The organism is Aureimonas ureilytica (assembly GCF_001475935.1).
Classification (GTDB): Bacteria; Pseudomonadota; Alphaproteobacteria; order Rhizobiales; family Rhizobiaceae; genus Aureimonas; species Aureimonas ureilytica_A.
The window spans coordinates 16545-32453 of the sequence record NZ_LDQA01000004.1 but is presented as its reverse complement, the minus strand read 5'-3'; the positions used below and the strand labels follow the sequence as shown (position 1 = coordinate 32453).

Annotated in this window: 14 protein-coding genes; 7 read left to right on the top strand and 7 right to left on the bottom strand. The window is 66.4% G+C overall.

All coding sequences use genetic code 11. The annotated features are described in order from the left end of the window. Together NS365_RS01500 and NS365_RS01495 are read left to right on the top strand one after the other, a co-directional pair. Positions 1 to 1082: GAF domain-containing sensor histidine kinase (locus tag NS365_RS01500; protein WP_058598513.1), on the top strand; the 1082-nt coding region annotated here is incomplete at its 5' end. Continuing rightward, the gene (locus NS365_RS01495) at positions 1079 to 1789 is read left to right on the top strand and encodes a response regulator transcription factor (protein WP_058598512.1); all 711 of its coding nucleotides are present in this window, start codon (positions 1079 to 1081) and stop codon (positions 1787 to 1789) included. The genes NS365_RS01500 and NS365_RS01495, both read left to right, overlap by 4 nt. A gap of 9 nt (positions 1790 to 1798) precedes the next feature. Here NS365_RS01495 and NS365_RS01490 read toward each other — a convergent pair whose 3' ends face one another. Next, complete coding sequence (locus NS365_RS01490; RefSeq protein WP_193753362.1) at positions 1799 to 2842, bottom strand: HWE histidine kinase domain-containing protein; 1044 nt, start codon at positions 2840 to 2842, stop codon at positions 1799 to 1801. 340 nt (positions 2843 to 3182) lie between these two features. On the opposite strand from NS365_RS01490, the gene NS365_RS01485 reads away from it, so the two are divergent. Then, entirely contained in the window at positions 3183 to 4973 is a 1791-nt protein-coding gene (locus NS365_RS01485) for a chloride channel protein (protein WP_058598516.1), read from the top strand. 60 nt (positions 4974 to 5033) lie between these two features. Here the strand turns inward: NS365_RS01485 and NS365_RS01480 are convergent, their stop codons facing one another. Then, entirely contained in the window at positions 5034 to 5408 is a 375-nt protein-coding gene (locus tag NS365_RS01480; protein ID WP_058598510.1) for a GtrA family protein, read from the bottom strand. Beyond that, positions 5405 to 6400 (bottom strand): glycosyltransferase, encoded by a 996-nt coding sequence (locus tag NS365_RS01475; RefSeq protein WP_058598509.1) that lies wholly within the window; start codon positions 6398 to 6400, stop codon positions 5405 to 5407. The genes NS365_RS01480 and NS365_RS01475 overlap by 4 nt, the downstream gene beginning before the upstream one ends. A gap of 136 nt (positions 6401 to 6536) precedes the next feature. On the opposite strand from NS365_RS01475, the gene NS365_RS01470 reads away from it, so the two are divergent. Then, positions 6537 to 8333, top strand: a complete 1797-nt coding sequence (locus NS365_RS01470) for a hypothetical protein (RefSeq protein WP_244498325.1) — start codon at positions 6537 to 6539, stop codon at positions 8331 to 8333. A 12-nt stretch (positions 8334 to 8345) separates the two neighbouring features. Here NS365_RS01470 and NS365_RS01465 read toward each other — a convergent pair whose 3' ends face one another. The 4 genes from NS365_RS01465 to NS365_RS01450 all read right to left on the bottom strand — a co-directional run bounded on the left by NS365_RS01465 (position 8346) and on the right by NS365_RS01450 (position 12500). Further along, positions 8346 to 9338, bottom strand: coding sequence for an MBL fold metallo-hydrolase (locus tag NS365_RS01465; protein WP_058598507.1), 993 nt, complete (start codon positions 9336 to 9338; stop codon positions 8346 to 8348). Between the two features lie 140 nt (positions 9339 to 9478). Continuing rightward, complete coding sequence (locus NS365_RS01460) at positions 9479 to 10120, bottom strand: ThuA domain-containing protein (RefSeq protein WP_058598506.1); 642 nt, start codon at positions 10118 to 10120, stop codon at positions 9479 to 9481. A gap of 22 nt (positions 10121 to 10142) precedes the next feature. After that, positions 10143 to 11237: a Gfo/Idh/MocA family protein gene (locus tag NS365_RS01455; RefSeq protein ID WP_058598505.1), complete on the bottom strand. Its 1095-nt coding sequence runs from the start codon at positions 11235 to 11237 to the stop codon at positions 10143 to 10145. Between the two features lie 42 nt (positions 11238 to 11279). Next, a complete protein-coding gene (locus NS365_RS01450) occupies positions 11280 to 12500 on the bottom strand; it encodes an ROK family transcriptional regulator (RefSeq protein WP_058598504.1) in 1221 nt (406 codons plus the stop codon). 208 nt (positions 12501 to 12708) lie between these two features. Between NS365_RS01450 and NS365_RS01445 the strand changes: the two genes are divergently transcribed. The 3 genes from NS365_RS01445 to NS365_RS01435 all read left to right on the top strand — a co-directional run bounded on the left by NS365_RS01445 (position 12709) and on the right by NS365_RS01435 (position 15908). Then, complete coding sequence (locus NS365_RS01445) at positions 12709 to 14004, top strand: extracellular solute-binding protein (protein WP_058598503.1); 1296 nt, start codon at positions 12709 to 12711, stop codon at positions 14002 to 14004. 181 nt (positions 14005 to 14185) lie between these two features. Further along, positions 14186 to 15046: a carbohydrate ABC transporter permease gene (locus NS365_RS01440; RefSeq protein WP_430515407.1), complete on the top strand. Its 861-nt coding sequence runs from the start codon at positions 14186 to 14188 to the stop codon at positions 15044 to 15046. Next, on the top strand, positions 15039 to 15908 hold the full coding sequence (locus NS365_RS01435; RefSeq protein ID WP_082675343.1) for a carbohydrate ABC transporter permease: 870 nt from the start codon (positions 15039 to 15041) through the stop codon (positions 15906 to 15908). The genes NS365_RS01440 and NS365_RS01435 overlap by 8 nt, the downstream gene beginning before the upstream one ends. The last annotated feature ends 1 nt before the right edge of the window (position 15909 follow it).

The following is a 15909-nucleotide window of genomic DNA, read 5'->3' as shown; positions in this document are numbered from 1 at the left end:
TGCGGCAGGACCTCCACATCGCCTATGAGGCCGGCGCGCATACGGACTGGAGCCTCAGCGCCCATCCGCTGCCGGTCGAGGGCAGTCCGATCCGTACGGTGCTGCTCGGGAAGGAGCCCTATCTCATCTCGGGCGACGCGCTGGCCGATCCGCGCTTTCATTTCGCCGGGGCCTTCGCCCACCCGATCTTCAACGAGAATCTGCAAAGCCGGCTGCATGTGCCGCTTCTCGTGCGCGGCGAGATCATCGGCGCGCTGTCCTGCTCCAAGCGCGCGCGGGACTTCTACGACGAGGGCGACATTCCCTTTGCGCGCCATGTGGCCGACGTGCTCGCGCCCTATTTCTACGCGCTGCGCTCGGCCGAAGAGGCGAGCCGCCTCGCCATCGAGGAGGCCGAGGGGCGCGCGCGCGAAGACGCCTTGCGCGAGGGCGCGCTGCGTCTCACCGAAGAGCTGGAGCGGGAGCGCCAGCGCATCGGCATGGACCTGCACGACCTGACGCTGGCCGATCTCACGCGGCTTCACCGCCGCATCGCGCGGCTGCGCGAAGCGGGCGGGGCAGGGCCGGACGTCTTGGAAGCGGTGGAAGCGGAGCTCGCCCGCACGATCGGCGGCCTTCGCGAGATCATCGACGATGCGCGGCCCAACATTCTTCAGCTCTTCGGCCTCGCGGAAGGGATCGAGGATTTCCTCGGACGCGCGCTCGACGGCTCGGGCTCGGGCATCGGCTGGGCCTTCCACGACCGCAGCGCGGGGGCCGTCGACCAGCTGTCGGAGCCCTTGCGCGTCGCGCTGTTCCGCATCGTGCAGGAGGCCGTCAACAATGCGGCGCACCATGCCGAACCCTCCTTGATCGAGGTCGAGCTTCGGCGCGAGGGCGACGCCTTGAGCATCGACATCCGCGACGACGGGATCGGCTTCGCCTCGCTCGCCCAGCGCAAGCGGGTGGGCGGCCTGCGCAATATGCAGACGCGCGCGCGGCTCGTCGGCGCGGGCTTCCAGATTGGGCGGCGGGCCGATCGGCGCGGCACGCTCGTGTCCCTGCAACTGCCGCTGACAGAGGGGCAGGGGAGCGCGGCATGAACATCCTGATCGTCGAGGACGATGCCGTCCACCGCGCGTTCCTCAGCGAGGTCCTGGCCCGTACCATGCCCGGTTGCGACTTGGTGGAAGCGGAAAACGGGGTCGTCGGCGAAAAGCTGGCGCAGGAGCACGGCACGCTTCATGCCGTGGTGGATCTCCAGATGCCGCAGCGCACGGGGGTCGATCTCGCCCGCGCGCTCTGGGCGCGCCGGCCGAACACCAGCATCGTCTTCTGGTCCAACTATGCTGATGAGGCCTATGTGCGGGGCGTCTCGCGCATCGTGCCGGGCGGGGCGGCCTATGGCTATATCCTGAAATCGGCCTCCGAGGAACGGCTGGCGCTCGCCCTTCGCGGCGTTTTCCTGGAGGGCCAATGCATCATCGACCGGGAAATCCGGTCGGTGCAGCAGCGCTCGGTGGATCGCTCGGAAAGCTTCACCGATGTCGAATACGAAATCCTGACCGATCTCGCCCTCGGGCTGACGGACCGGCTCATCGCCGAGCGGCGCGGCTTGTCGCTGCGCAGCGTGCAGAACCGCCTTCAGCAAATCTATGACAAGCTCGGCGTCTATGACGCGCAGGGCGGCACCGAGGTTTTCAACCTTCGCATGCGCGCCGTCGCGCTGGCACTTCTGCGCAAGGCCCTGAACCGCGAAAGCCTCGAGCAGGCCGAGGCAACCCTTCAGGATTGGTTGAAGCGCCGATAGCGCGATAGGTCAGGGCGCGGTCCAGGCCGTGCGCTCGACCTCCAGCCCCGCCGACGGGGCATCCAGCTGAAAGACGATCCCATCGGGTGCGAATTCGATGCGGGACGTGCCGCCGAACTCGGCCGCCAGAACCCGCTCCACGATGCGTATACCATAGCCCGGTTCCGCCGGAGGCGAGACGGCGGGCCCGCCCGACTCCTTCCATTGCAGGGAGAACCGTCCGTCGCCGACGCGCCAGTGGACATCCACCCGGCCCGAACCGTTCGACAGCGCGCCATAGCGCAGCGCGTTGTCGCCCAGCTCATGCATGGCGAGCGAGAGCATGGTGGCGATGCGCGGTTTCAGCCGCACGTCGGGTCCGGACACATGCAGGCGGTCGCCGACGCGCGAATGGATCGGATCGAGCGCGCCCTGAATCACGTCCAGGAGAAGAGCGCTGGCCCAGGCTTCGGCGGTCAGCACATCATGGCTGCGGGCGATGGCGCGAAGCCGTCCCGCGACGGCGCCGGCCACGCGTTCGGGCACGGAGCCGTCCCGCAGGGTCTGGAGAACGACGGTCTGCACCGTCGCCAGCGTGTTCTTGACGCGGTGGCTGAGTTCGCGATTGAGAAGGAAACTATGCTCTTCGGCCCGCTTGCGCTCGGTCACATCGAGCTGCGAGGCAAAGAAATAAACGAGTTCGCCACCCGAAAAGACCGGCGAAACGAGCAGCGCGTTCCAGAAGGTCGTGCCGTCCTTGCGGTAGTTCAGGAGATCGATCTCGATCCCTTCGCGCCGTGCGATCGCCTCGCGCACCTTCAGCGTGTCGGCCTGCCGGGTCGCCGGGCCTTGCAGGAAGCGACAATTATGGCCGATGATCTCGTGGCGCTCGTAACCCGTGAGCTTGATGAAAGCATCGTTGCAGAAGATGATCGGATTGTCCGGCTGGCGCGGGTCGGTGATCACCATGGGCATGCGCGTAGCGCGCACGGCGGAGGCGAAAGGGTCCTCACTATTGCCGGAGGGAATCTCCAGTTCGCGCTCGATCTTGGACTGGGTAGTCTCGTTCACCATCGAAATTCCCTGGTCCTTCCGGCCCGCTCGCGCGGCCGGCGGACGATAGGCGAGGCGAGGCGCGCCGTCGAGGCCGGCGATCATGCTATCCCATGAAATTCAGCCTCCATGAGGGACGCCCCTCAAATGATCGGCCGCGAATGGCCCAATCGGCGCGCAACTCGGGTATACGGCCTGCCGCAAACGCCCACGAGGTGTTCCTGATCCCCTCTCGCGCAATGCGCTCGACGTCGTCCGCCAGCCGACGACGACTTGATCGATGCCCCCAACTTGGCCATGTGCGCAGGCAGGCGACAGCCCGCCATGGGATCAGGCCCCAAGCAGTGAGGCGCGAATGGACATGAAAGTGCCTAATGCGGGGGCGGATGTCTCCGCATCCGAGGCGCAGGCCCGCGCGCCGGGCCGATTCCGCGCGCTGGTGCGCCGCGAGGAAATTGCGCTGGCGATTCTCGCCGCCCTTGTCGGCGCGCTGGGCGGGCTCTTCGTCATGGCCATCGCCAGCGCCGCGCAGGCCCTTCACACGCATTTGTTCGCGCTGGCGCCAGGCCAAAGGCTGAGCGGGTCGCACGCTTTGACCGCCCCCTGGATGGCTCTGCTGCCGGCAGCGGGCGGGCTGCTTCTGGGCCTGATGCTCGCCTGGTCGGCGCGGCAGAAGACGCGGCCTCTGATCGATCCGATCGAGGCGAATGCCCTGCATGGCGGACGCATGTCGTTTCGCGACGGGATCGTGGTCGTCGCGCAGAACCTCGTGTCCAACGGTTTTGGCGCGTCGGTCGGGCTGGAGGCCGCCTACACGCAGATCTCGGCCGGGCTCGCCTCGCGTTTCGGTGTCGCCTTCGAGATGCGCCGGGGCGACATGCGCACGCTGGTCGGCTGCGGCGCGGCAGCGGCCATCGCGGCCGCCTTCGACGCGCCGCTGACCGGCGCGTTCTACGCGTTCGAACTCATCATCGGCACCTATAGCGTCACGGCACTGGCCCCCGTGGTCGCCGCCGCACTGTCGGGCATGTTCGTCTCGCGCCTTATGTCGCATGGCAGCCACCTCATCGAGATGACCCCGCCGGACACGCTGCCCGGCTGGGCCTATCCGGCCGCCCTGGCCCTCGCCGCGCTCGCCGCAGGCCTCGGAATCCTGATCATGAAGGGCGTGACGCTGGTGGAGCGCAGCTTTCGTCGCTCGCGCCTGCCTTTGCCGCTGCGCCCGGCTGTGGGCGGCCTTTTGCTCGGCGGGCTCGCGCTGCTGACACCGCAGGTCCTCTCGTCCGGCCACGGCGCGCTCGAAATCCGCATCGACGCCGCCATGGCACTGACCTCGCTGGTCACGCTTCTGATCCTGAAGGCGCTGGCCTCGGCCATTTCGATCGGCAGCGGGTTTCGCGGCGGCCTGTTCTTCGCCTCGCTGTTTCTGGGCGCGATGCTCGGGCGCATATTCGCCGATCTCGCCGCGCTCATTCCCGGTCTCGTGGTGGAGCCCGTCATCTTCGCCGTGGTAGGCATGACGGCGCTCGCCACCGCCATTGTGGGCGGGCCGCTCACCATGACCTTTCTCGCGCTCGAAATGACCGGCGATTTCCCGATCGCCGCACTGGTGCTGGCGGCGGCCGTCGCGACCTCGCTCACCGTGCGCCGGACCTTCGGCTATTCCTTCGCGACATGGCGCTTTCACCTGCGCGGCGAAAGCATTCGCAGCGCGCATGATGTCGGCTGGATTCGCAATCTGACCGTCGGGCGGATGATGCGGCGCGACCTGCGCACGGTGCCGACCGACACGTCGCTGAAATCCTTCCGCCGGTCCTTTCCCTTGGGCTCGACCCAGCGCGTGATCGCGGTCGACCCGGAGACCGACGCCTATGCCGGCATCGTGCTCGTGCCCGATGCCTATGCCGATGGGCTGACCGATCTCGATGCGCCGATCTCGTCGCTCCTGCGCTTTTCCGACGCGATGCTGCGCCCGGCCATGAATGCGCGCGAGGCCATGGGCGTGTTCGACCGGGCCGAAAGCGAAGCGCTGGCCGTCGTGGACGGCGACGGGAAAGGCCGCGTCGTCGGCCTTCTCACCGAAAGTCACATGCTGCGCCGCTATAGTGAAGAGTTGGATCTGCGCCGCCGCGAGGCGATGGGCGCGCCCTGACTGCCTCGCGCACGCAAAGAGGTTCCATAAGACATATTACGTCATAGACATTGATGGCGCTCAGGACCGGAAGACCACGCGCGAATAGCCCAGGAAACTCAGCGAGAGCGCCGAGGCCGAAGCCAGCACGAGCGCCGCCACCGGGGGCAGCGACGGTATGGCGAGGATCAGGGCGGAATAGACCGCGTAGTTCACGCAGGCCGAGGCGATGCCGACCGAGCCGTAGCGCACCCCCTCGCTCACCAGCCCCCGCCCCGATGCGCCGAAGGTAAACAGCCGGTTGCACTGCCATGTCACGAGCATCGCGGCCGCGATGGCGACGGCGCGGGCGAAAAACGGCCCGAGATGCGTCAGGCTCAGCAAGAGTTGCAGGACGCCCGCATCCACCAGAAAGCCAAGTCCGCCGACCAGCGCGAAGCGAAACAGCGTCTTCATGCGGCGTCGGCGGATCGGGGCTTGGGAACGGCACGGGGAAATTCGGCGGTGCGGCGCGGCTCCCGGGTCTCGGCAAGGCTGACATAGTGGAGATGCAACTGCTCGGTTCGCGCGCGGGCCAGCGAATCGAGGATGAGGCCCGCCGTGAACAGGAGAAAGCCCATCATCAGAAGCGACATGGAGAGGATCCAGGTCGGCAGCCGGCTGACGAGCCCCGTCTCGAAATATTCGAACAGAACCGGCAGCATGAAGGCGACGCTGGCAATCAGCGAGGTGGCCGAGAACAGGCCGAACATGGCGAAGGGCCGCGTTTCCTTGGCGAGCATGGCAAACATCCAGAGGATGCGCGCGCCGTCTCGGAAGGTCGAGAGCTTGGACACGGAGCCCTCGACACGTCGGCCATAGGGCAGTTCCAGCTCGACGATGGGCAGTTTCAGACGCGCGGCATGGACGGACATTTCCGTCTCGATCTCGAACCCGCCCGACACGGCCGGAAAGCTTTTGACGAAGCGGCGCGAAAAGGCGCGGTAGCCGGAAAAGATGTCGGTAAAGCCGGGGCCGAACAGGAAGCCGTAGATTGCGTTGAAGATGCGGTTGCCGAGCGCATGTCCCTTTCGGCCGGCGTCCTGGCGCACGCCGCCCCGCGTGCCGACCGCCATGTCGGCGCGCTCTGACAGCAGCGCCTGGATCAGCTGCTCGGCTTCTTCGGGCGCATAGGTGCCGTCGCCATCGGCCATGACATAAATGTCCGCGTCGATATCGGCGAACATGCGGCGCACCACATGGCCCTTGCCCTGCCGCCGCTCGCGCTCGACATGGGCGCCCGCGAGCATGGCCTGAAGCGCCGTGCCATCGGTGGAATTGTTGTCGTAGACATGGATCGAGGCACCCGGCAGCGCCTCGCGAAAGCCGCGCACGACACCCGCGATCGTCGCCGCCTCGTTGTAGCACGGGATGAGGACCGCCACGCGGCGACCAGCGATCTCTCCCATATCCAACCCTCGACCATTCCCGGCATGACGAACCGGCTTTGGCGAGCCGTTTGGATTTACTCTTTCTTGGGCGGGTTAAGACTAGGTTTCGACCGAGCGAAAACAGGGGAAATGGCCGCCCGGCCATCGATCGATCGTGAGCGAGACCGCCTTTCCCCTGTCCTCGCGGCGGATCATCCGCCGCGCCCTCGTCTATGGCGCGCTCACGATCGCTGTCATCTGCCTGATGACCCTGCCGAGCGCGACCGATTATGTCGGCGCGGACAATGACGACGCGATGCGTCTGGTCGAAGTCCGGGATTATCTCGCCGGGCAGGGCTGGTTCGATCTCATGCAATATCGCCTGGGGCCTCCGCCCGGCGTGCTCATGCACTGGTCGCGCCTGATCGACGCGCCGATCGCGCTTTTGATCTCCTTGTTCGGACTCGTGGTCAGCCATGGTTGGGCTGAGGCCCTCGCCCTCGCGCTCTGGCCGCTCGCCCTGACGCTGCCCGTGCTGGCGGCCTTCGGCGCGGCAGGCCAAGCCATCGGAGGACGGCTCACGAGCCATGCGGCCTTTCTTCTCACAGGTTTCTATCTCGCCTTCTCGAATCGATTCCTGCCCGGCGCGATCGACCATCACAACGCGCAACTGGCGCTCGTCGCGGTGGTGACGGCCGTTCTCGTAGCGCGGCCGGGCTGGTGGGGCTATGCCGGGGCTGGCATCGCTGCCTCCCTCGCGCTGGCCATCGGCGCGGAAACGACGCCGCTGATCGCGGCGGCCTGTGCCGTGGTGGCCCTGTTCTGGGCGGTGGAGGGCCGCACCTTCCGCGCGCAGGCCATCGGTTTTTCGTTGGCGCTCGCGCTCGGCAATACCGTCCTCTATGTCGCGACCGTGCCGCCCACCCGATACTTCGTCGTCACCTGCGATAATTTCTCCTTCGGTTACTGTACGCTGGCCGTCTTCGGCGGCGCGTCGCTTGCACTGGCCGCATTCCTGGCGAGCGCGAGGACGCGTGGCACGCGATGGGCGTGCCTTGCGGCGATCGGCGCACTGACGCTCGGCCTGGCGCGCTGGATCGCGCCGCAATGTCTCGGCAATCCGCTGGCCAATCTCGACCCTTTGCTGGTCACGCTCTGGCTCGACAAGGTGAGCGAAGCGCGCTCGATCGTCGCCTTCGCACAGACCGAGCCGGACATGCTGGGGGCCTTCTACGCGCCGGCCCTTCTGGCGCTTCTCGTCTGCGGATGGCGGCTGATCCGGCGCGACCGGATAGCGTTTCACGCGACGATGGGCGCGCTGCTTCTGGTTTCGCTCGCCATCGCCGTCGTGCAGGTGCGCGGCACGATGTTCTCCAATCTTCTGTCGATCCCACCGCTGGCCCTTTGGATCACCGACCTTCGCGCCCGTTATCTCCTTGCCAAGGGCCAGTTCGCACCGGCGCTTGCCTATGGGCTCGCGGTTCTTTGCGCGCCGTCGACCACTTGGGCGCTGGCCGGCAAGCTTCTGCTGCGCCCCGAAAGCATCGCCAGCCCAGCATCGGCTGCCAATCCCTATGGGCTTGCCTCCGAGGCCTGCCATGGCGCGGCGGCTCTTACCCCGCTGGCCACTCTGCCGCCCACCGTCGTCTCCGCCGACCCGGACAGCGGCTCCTGGCTGCTGCGCTTCACGCCCCATCGGGTGTTGAGCGCGCCCTATCACCGCAATCAGGCGGGGATGCTGGCCGAGCTGAAGATCGCGCGCGCCAAGCCGAGCGAGGCCGAAGCCCTGCTGCGCGCCGCCCATGTCGGCATCGTCGCCGTCTGCCCCTCGGTCGAGGCGGCGCGCGCACTGCCGACCGACGATGGAAGCGGGCTCTACGCCCGGTTGGCGGCAGGCGACAGCGTGAACTATCTCACGCCCCTGCCCTCATCCGGAGGCTTGAAGGTGTTTCTCGTCAAACCGCCGAGTTGAGGAAGCCCACCGTCAGCGCACCGCCGCAGGAACGTCCCAGGCCTCGCCGGCCAGAAGCGGGCGGAACCGGTCGGCTGATACGCCATGGTCCCGAAGCGCCTGCGCCAGTTGCTCCGCCGGCTCGTCGATCGCCTCGTCGGTGAGCTGAAAGGTCGACCAGTGATGGCCGACCGCGAACTCGGCGCCCGCCAGCACCATGCCCCGCACCGCCTCGTCCGGGTTCTGATGCTGGCCCTTCATGAACCAGCGCGGCGCATAGGCGCCGATCGGCAGGATCGCGAGCCGGAAGCCGCCATGCTTCTCCCCGGCGGCGCGGTAGTTGATCCCGTCGTGAAAGCCGGTGTCGCCGATATGGTAGATGCGCCCCACTTCGGTTTCCAGAACGAAGCTCGCCCAGAGCGCCATGCGCCGGTCGCGCGTGCCGCGCGCCGACCAATGATGCGCGGGCTCGCAATGGACTATGCCGAAGGGCGTCTCTACCCGGTCGCCCCAATCGGCCACCATCACGCGCATCCCGAGGCCGGCATCCGATAAAATGCGGTCGTTTCCGAGCGGCGTCACGACGAGCGGATCATACGCTTCCTTCAGCCGGCGAAGGGTGCGGATGTCGAGATGGTCGTAATGATTGTGCGAAAGGAGAACGAGATCGATCCTGGGCAGCGCGTCGAAGGCGATGCCCGGCGCGCGAACGCGCTTGGGGCCGGCGAAGCTGACGGGCGACACGCGCTCCGACCAGACGGGATCGGTCAGGATATTGACGCCCGCGACCTGCACGAGAAGCGTCGCATGGCCGACCATGGTGACGCGCAGATCCTCCACCCGCGCCGCCGGCACCGATGTCCGGCCGGCATTCTCGATTGTCTTCGGCCAGACCGAGCGCCCACCGCTCCACCGCCAGCGCAGGACCTCGAGCAATCCCAGCGGCTCGATGCCGCCGGGATTGAAGAAGCGCGTTCCGTCGAAATGGTCGCTGACGGGGCCTGAATAATAGCGATTGGCGACCATGCTGATCCTTGCGCCCGAGGTTACAACGGGGCCGCATCGCACGTCGCGGCCTCGTCGCTTGGGCTGGGCATGTCGGGATGCGCCGCCTCGATCGCAAGCGCGAGGCCGGCATCACCTTTGCGCCAACGGTGAAAGCCTGGTCAGGCCGCCGCCCAAAGCAGGCCGCGACGCAGGATTTCGCGCATTGGTGGCACCTCAAATTCCGAGGCGACATGGCCGAGCGAGGAATAGAAGACGCGGCCCTTGCCGAAGCGGCGCTTCCACACGACCGGCATCACCGTCCCGTCGATCCATTCGGCATGGTCGCCGTTGAACCGCGTCGTCGCCAGAACCTCGTTCGAAGGGTCGACATGCATGTAATATTGCTCCGAGCGATAGGGAAAGCTCGGGATGCCCTCCATCACCGGATCGTCGGGCCGAGTCACGTCCACGGTGTAGTCGATGATATTGCCGGGATGGGCGACCCATTGCCCGCCCACCATGAACTGGTAGTCCGGCTGGTCGCGGAAGGCGTCGCCCATGCCGCCATGATAGCCGCCGAGCCCGACGCCGCCCTTCACCGCTTCCAGAAGGTTGGAGAGTTCCTCCTTCTCGATCTTGGCCATGGTGATGATCGGAACGATCAGGCTGAGATCGCGGATGGACGGGTCGGCAAAGGCTTCCGTCGTGTTCTCCTTGAACACCTTGAACCCTTCGGCCTCCAGCATGGCGCCGACCACATCGGCGCATTCCTTCGGCTCGTGCCCGCTCCAGCCGCCCCAGACGATCAGTGCTTCCTTCATGATGGCTCTCCTCCCAGATGTCTCAAAGCCCGCTCAGCGCCGGGTCGGCAGCCAGCGGCGCGGGGCGCTCGGGGCGCGTGTCGATCTCCACGAAGCGCCCGGTCTCGTTGGAGCGCCCGAAGGCTTCCATGACCTCCAGCACATGCAGCGCGAGGTCGCCATGGGCGCGGTGCGGCCGACCCTGCCGGAGTGCGGCGGCCATGTCGGCAAGGCCCAGCGAGCGGTAATTGCCGTCCGCATAAGGCTCTTCGACGGCTAGCGACCGCCATTCCCCGCCCTTGGGCAGAAAGGACAGATCGCCGCCGAAATGGTTGGGATCGGGCACGATCAGGGAGCCGTCCGTGCCATAGACTTCCAGCGGCAGATGCTTGTGGCCGGCCACATCGAAGCTCATTGCCATGGTGACGACCGCGCCGTTTTGGAATTGCAGCGCCCCGGCGACATGGGTCGGCACCTCGACATCGATCAGCTCGCCGTTGCGCGGCTGCGAGGTGATGGTGCGCTGTCGGCGCGGCTCGGGCGACAGGCCGGCGACGCGCGCGACGGGGCCGAGCAGATTGACGAGATCGGTGATGTAATAGGGGCCCATGTCGAGCATCGGCCCGCCGCCGGCCTTGTAATAGAAGGCCGGGTCCGGGTGCCAGCGCTCGTGGCCGGGGCACAGGAAGAAGGCGCTGCCGCCGATCGGCTGGCCCAGATGCCCTTGGTCCAGAAAGGCGCGCGCGGCCTGATGCGCGCCGCCGAGGAACGTGTCGGGCGCCGAGCCGAGCCGCAGGCCCCGCCGCTTGGCCTCCTCGGTGAGACGCGTGGCGTCCGCGAAGTCGATGCCAAGAGGTTTTTCCGAATAGGCATGCTTGCCCGCTGCCAGGATCTGGAGGCCGACCTCGACATGGGCGGCGGGAATGGTGAGGTTCAAGACGATCTCGATGGTGGGATCGGCCAGCAGCGCCTCCACCGACACGGCCGGGATGCCGAACTCCGCGCCGCGCGCCTCGGCCGCCTCCAAGCGCCGATCGGCCAGCGCACGAATGTCGAGGACGGGGAAGTTGCGGGCTGCTTTCAGATAGGCGGCGCTGATATTGCCGCAGCCGATAATGCCGATGCCAACAGGCGTCATGACGGGAAATCCTCCCAGATTCCGTGAGATATGCAGTCGAGGTCAGGCGGCCGGTCGCACCGGGCCTGTCGTGTTCCAGGGCGAGCCGTAAAGCTCGCAGAGCGCCACGGCCGCCGCGCCCTGGCCGAGCCGAGCGCTCGCGCGCGGCGGGTCGAAACTCATAGTGGTGGAGCGCGCCAAGGGCTCCGCGACGGCCTCCGCGAAACCTTGCGCGATGGCGTCCGTCAAAGCCGCGCCGAGATGGAGAAGCGCGCCGGACAGGACGATGCGCGGCGGCGCGAAGAGCGTGACGATATTGGCGACCGCAATGCCGATGGCGTGTCCCGCCTGTTCCACGACATCGCGCACCGACGCGACATCCACCCCATCGGAGCTGAGCCGTTCCACGGCATGGCGCAGGCCGAGCCCGGCATGGACGGCATCGCGCATCGACGGATCGGCCTCGAAACCGCAGAGCACCGCCTGTTCGGAGGCGAGATCGATGAGGCGCAGGAGCCGCCCGTCCGCTTGGCGGCCGATCACCATAGAGCCGATATCGTGGCTGAGACCATGAACGCCGCGAAACAATTGGCCGCCATGCAGCACGCCGAGGCCGATCGCCTGTTCCAGCGAAACGACGGCGAAATCGCTCATGTCGCGGCAGGAGCCGAACCAGTGCTCGGCCAGCGCCAGAGCGTTGGCGTCGCTTTCCACGATGGCGGGAACGCCGAGCCGGCTCGACAGCGCCTCGCCGAACACCACGTCGGGCTCGGAAAAGATCGGGCTGAGGCGCACGAGGCCCGTGCCATATTCCACGATGCCCGGCACGGTCGCACACACGCTGTCGATGGATTTGAGCGTCAGTCCTGCTTCCACGACGGCACGTCGCACGGCATCCTCCGCTAAATCGGCAACGACCGGCACGCTCTGCCGGCGCACGCGAACGGGGAGCTCCAGGCTTGCCAGGATCTCGCCACGAAAATCGGTGACGGTGACGGCGATCCCATGCGGGCCGACACGCAGGCCCACGACGCGCGCGGCCACTGGATTGAGCTGCAGCATGACGCGCGGCCGCCCCCGCGTGGGCTCGTGGATGCCGCCGACCGCGACCGGCTGGATGATGCCGTCCTCGATCAACGCTCCGGTGATGGCGGATACGGTGGTGGAGGACAGTTCGCCCCGCGCGCAGAGCTCGACGCGGGAGATCGGGCCGTGACGGCGGATCAGGTCCAGAATGTGGAACCGGTTGATCTCACGCATCAGTTCGGGATCGCCCGTCTTCATGCCTTCGCGCCTCCCAACCCCTCCCCGATTTAATTCGGGATGCGCGAATAAGACGACATTGCCTTAGTCTGTCAACCACGCAGATTCGCGGTGCGGTGAAGCAGAAGGCTCAAATTCGCGAGATTTTGGTCTGTTCGCTTGACAGGCGAAGCACAATGGGCCGTATTAAATCCGCATGGCTTCAAAAATAGCCAGCTGGGAGGACTTCATGCGGTACATCATCCGAGCGCGCCTTGCGCGCGGCGTCGCCCTTGCATGCATTGTCGCAGGCCCATTGGCAGGTGTTTCAGCACCCGCCGCCGCGCAGACCAAGGTGCGCCTGATGCATGTCGAAGCTAATCCGCGTTATGTCGCGATCTGGCGAAATCTCGCAGACACCTATCAATCCCAGCATCCGGGCACCACGGTCGAGCTTCAGTTTCTCGAAAACGAGGCCTTCAAGGCCAAGCTGCCGACGCTTCTTCAGAGCAACGACGCACCCGATCTCTTCTACAGCTGGTCCGGCGGCGTGCTGAAGGCGCAGGCCGAGGCCGGCGCGGTGCAGGATCTGACCGAAGCCATGCAGGCCGACGATGGCGCCTGGGCCAAGAGCTTCACGCCGGCCGCGCTGAACGGCGCGACCATCGACGGCAAGACGCTCTGCGTGCCGCTGAAGATGAGCATGACCGGCTTCTTCTACAACAAGGCGCTCTTCGCCAAGGCCGGCGTCGATGCCGCCTCGATCAAGACCTGGGACGATTTCATGGGCGCCGTGAAGGCGCTGAAGACGGCGGGCGTCACGCCCATCGCGGGCGGCGGCGGCGACAAGTGGCCCCTGCATTTCTACTGGTCCTATCTGGCCCTGCGCGAAGGCGGGCAGCCGGCCTTTGCCGCCGCCAAGGCCAACGAAGACGGCGGTTTCACCGCAAAGCCCTTCGTGGACGCCTTCGCCAAGGTGAAGGAACTCGGCGCGGCCGAGCCCTTCCAGCCCGGCTATCTCGGCACGAAATGGCAGGACACGCTCGCCCTGTTCGGCGACGGGCGCGCCGCCATGCTGCTCACCTTCGACGACTCGGCCAACCGGCAGGCGGCCGCCGCGACAGACGGCAAGGGCATCGCGCGCGATCAGCTCGGCATCTTCCCTTTCCCCACTGTGGCGGGCGGCCAGTCCAAGGGCGACGAGACCTTCGGCGGCGTCAATTGCTGGGCGGTGTCGCGCAATGCCTCGAAGGAGGCGATAGACTTCGTGCGCTGGTTCAGCGGCCCGGAGGCGCAGCGCACCATGGCCGAAAACGGGATGCTGATCCCGGCCGCCGCCGGCGCGGACGCCGCGCTGAAGGACCCGATCGTTCAGGACTTCGCCGCGCAGCTGTCCCGCTCCAGCTTCCACCAACTCTTCCTCGATCAGGATCTCGGCCCCTCGGTCGGGCGCGTGGTCAACGACGCGACCATGGAGGTCGTCTCCGGCCAGATGGAACCGGAAGCCGCCGCGCAGGAAATCCAGGACGCGTTCGAGCTGGAATAGGCCGAGCGCCGTTTCAAGACGGCCGAGGGCGGCGTCGCACCGCCCCGCCATCCGCGTTTCGACAGGCGAAGGAGACGAGATGTCCGACGCGACCGGAATCATCGGGGCACGCGCCGCCCGCAAGGCGCCCGCCCTCGGCAAGCCGCGCCGCAGCGGCGCACGGGGTGGCACCTATCGCAATATCGGCGGAGTGGGGCCGGTTCTGGTGCTCTTCCTGCCGCCCGCGCTCCTCCTCTTCACGCTCTTCGTCATCCTGCCCATGGGCGAGGCGGCGTGGTACAGCTTGTTCGACTGGAGCGGCTATGGCGAGCCGACGAATTTCGTCGGGCTCAAGAATTTCGAGACGCTCTGGGGCAACAAGGCCTTTCGCACGGCGCTCACCAACAACGGCCTGATCATCCTCGTCTCGCTCCTGCTCCAGCTTCCGCTGGCGCTCTGGCTGGCGACGCTCGTGTCCAACCGCATTCCGGGCGCGACGGCCTTCCGCCTCGTGTTCTTCCTGCCTTACGTCCTCGCCGATGTCGCGGCCGGCCTGATCTGGCGCTTCATCTATGATGGCGATTACGGCCTCGTCGCCTCGCTCGCCAGCTTTGTGGGCGTCGCGACGCCCTATGTTCTGGCCGACCGGGACACCGCGATCTATGCCGTGCTGGCAGTGGTCGTGTGGAAGTATTTCGGCTTCCACATGATGCTCTTCATCGCCGGGCTCCAGTCGATCGACAAGTCGCTGTATGAAGCGGCCGATATCGACGGGGCGACACCCTGGCAGAAGTTCCGCACCATCACGCTGCCGCTTCTCTCGCCGACGATCCGCCTGTCGGTCTTCTTCTCGGTGATCGGCTCGCTCCAGCTCTTCGACATGATCATGCCGCTCACCGGCGGCGGGCCGTCCAACTCGACCCAGACCATGGTCACCTTCCTTTATACCTACGGCGTCACGCGCATGAAGGTCGGCTTCGGCAGCGCCATCGGCGTCGTGCTCTTCCTGATCTGCGTCACCCTCGCCTTCAGCTATCGACGGATCTTCATGCGCCATGACTGATACGCCGCGTGAACCCAGCTATGTGGAAAGCCGGCGTCGGCCGGGCTTTGTCGCCACGCTCTATCTCTATGCCAGCCTGTTTCTGGTGGCGGCCATCGTGCTCGTGCCGCTTCTGGCGACCGCGCTCGGCGGCCTCAAGACTCTCGGCGAGTTGCGGGTGAACCCGTTCGGCCTGCCCGATGTCTGGCAATGGTCCAACTATTGGGACATCCTGTCGGGCGCGCGCTACTGGCAGATGCTCGGCAATTCGCTGCTGATCGCCTCCGCGACCGTGGTTCTCACCGTCGCCGTCGCCTCCATGGCCGCCTTCGCACTCGCCCATGTGCGCTTCTTCGGCTCGGCCTTCCTGATGAACTATTTCCTGATCGGGCTGATGTTCCCGATCGCCACCGCCATCCTGCCGCTCTTCATCCGCATCCGCGATCTTGGTCTGCTCGACACGTATCTCGGCGTCGTCCTGCCGCAGGTCGCCTTCGGGCTCGGCATGTCGATTCTCCTGTTCCGCAACTTCTTCCGCAATGTGCCGAAGGAATTGTTCGAGGCGGCCTTGGTGGATGGCAGCGGCTATATCCGCTTCTTCTGGTTCGTCACGCTGCCACTGTCGCGGCCGATCCTCGCCACCGTCGCCATCGTTGCCTTCGTGAACAGCTGGAACAACTACATCATGCCGCTGATCATGCTGAACAGCGCGGACAAATATCCCTGGCCGCTCGGCATCATGATCTATCAGGGCGAGTTCTCCACCCAATGGCAGCTCGTCCTCGCCTTCATCACCCTCACCATTCTGCCGACCGTGATCGTGTTCTTCGCCGCGCAGAAGCATATCGTGGCGGGCCTCACCGCCGGCGCCGTCAAGGGCTGAC

Coding starts and splice junctions, on each gene's coding strand:
- NS365_RS01495 (WP_058598512.1), top strand. CDS start 1,079: ATGAACATCCTGATCGTCGAGGACGATGCCGTCCACCGCGCGTTCCTC.
- NS365_RS01490 (WP_193753362.1), bottom strand. CDS start 2,842: ATGGTGAACGAGACTACCCAGTCCAAGATCGAGCGCGAACTGGAGATT.
- NS365_RS01485 (WP_058598516.1), top strand. CDS start 3,183: ATGAAAGTGCCTAATGCGGGGGCGGATGTCTCCGCATCCGAGGCGCAG.
- NS365_RS01480 (WP_058598510.1), bottom strand. CDS start 5,408: ATGAAGACGCTGTTTCGCTTCGCGCTGGTCGGCGGACTTGGCTTTCTG.
- NS365_RS01475 (WP_058598509.1), bottom strand. CDS start 6,400: ATGGGAGAGATCGCTGGTCGCCGCGTGGCGGTCCTCATCCCGTGCTAC.
- NS365_RS01465 (WP_058598507.1), bottom strand. CDS start 9,338: ATGGTCGCCAATCGCTATTATTCAGGCCCCGTCAGCGACCATTTCGAC.
- NS365_RS01460 (WP_058598506.1), bottom strand. CDS start 10,120: ATGAAGGAAGCACTGATCGTCTGGGGCGGCTGGAGCGGGCACGAGCCG.
- NS365_RS01455 (WP_058598505.1), bottom strand. CDS start 11,237: ATGACGCCTGTTGGCATCGGCATTATCGGCTGCGGCAATATCAGCGCC.
- NS365_RS01450 (WP_058598504.1), bottom strand. CDS start 12,500: ATGAAGACGGGCGATCCCGAACTGATGCGTGAGATCAACCGGTTCCAC.
- NS365_RS01445 (WP_058598503.1), top strand. CDS start 12,709: ATGCGGTACATCATCCGAGCGCGCCTTGCGCGCGGCGTCGCCCTTGCA.
- NS365_RS01435 (WP_082675343.1), top strand. CDS start 15,039: ATGACTGATACGCCGCGTGAACCCAGCTATGTGGAAAGCCGGCGTCGG.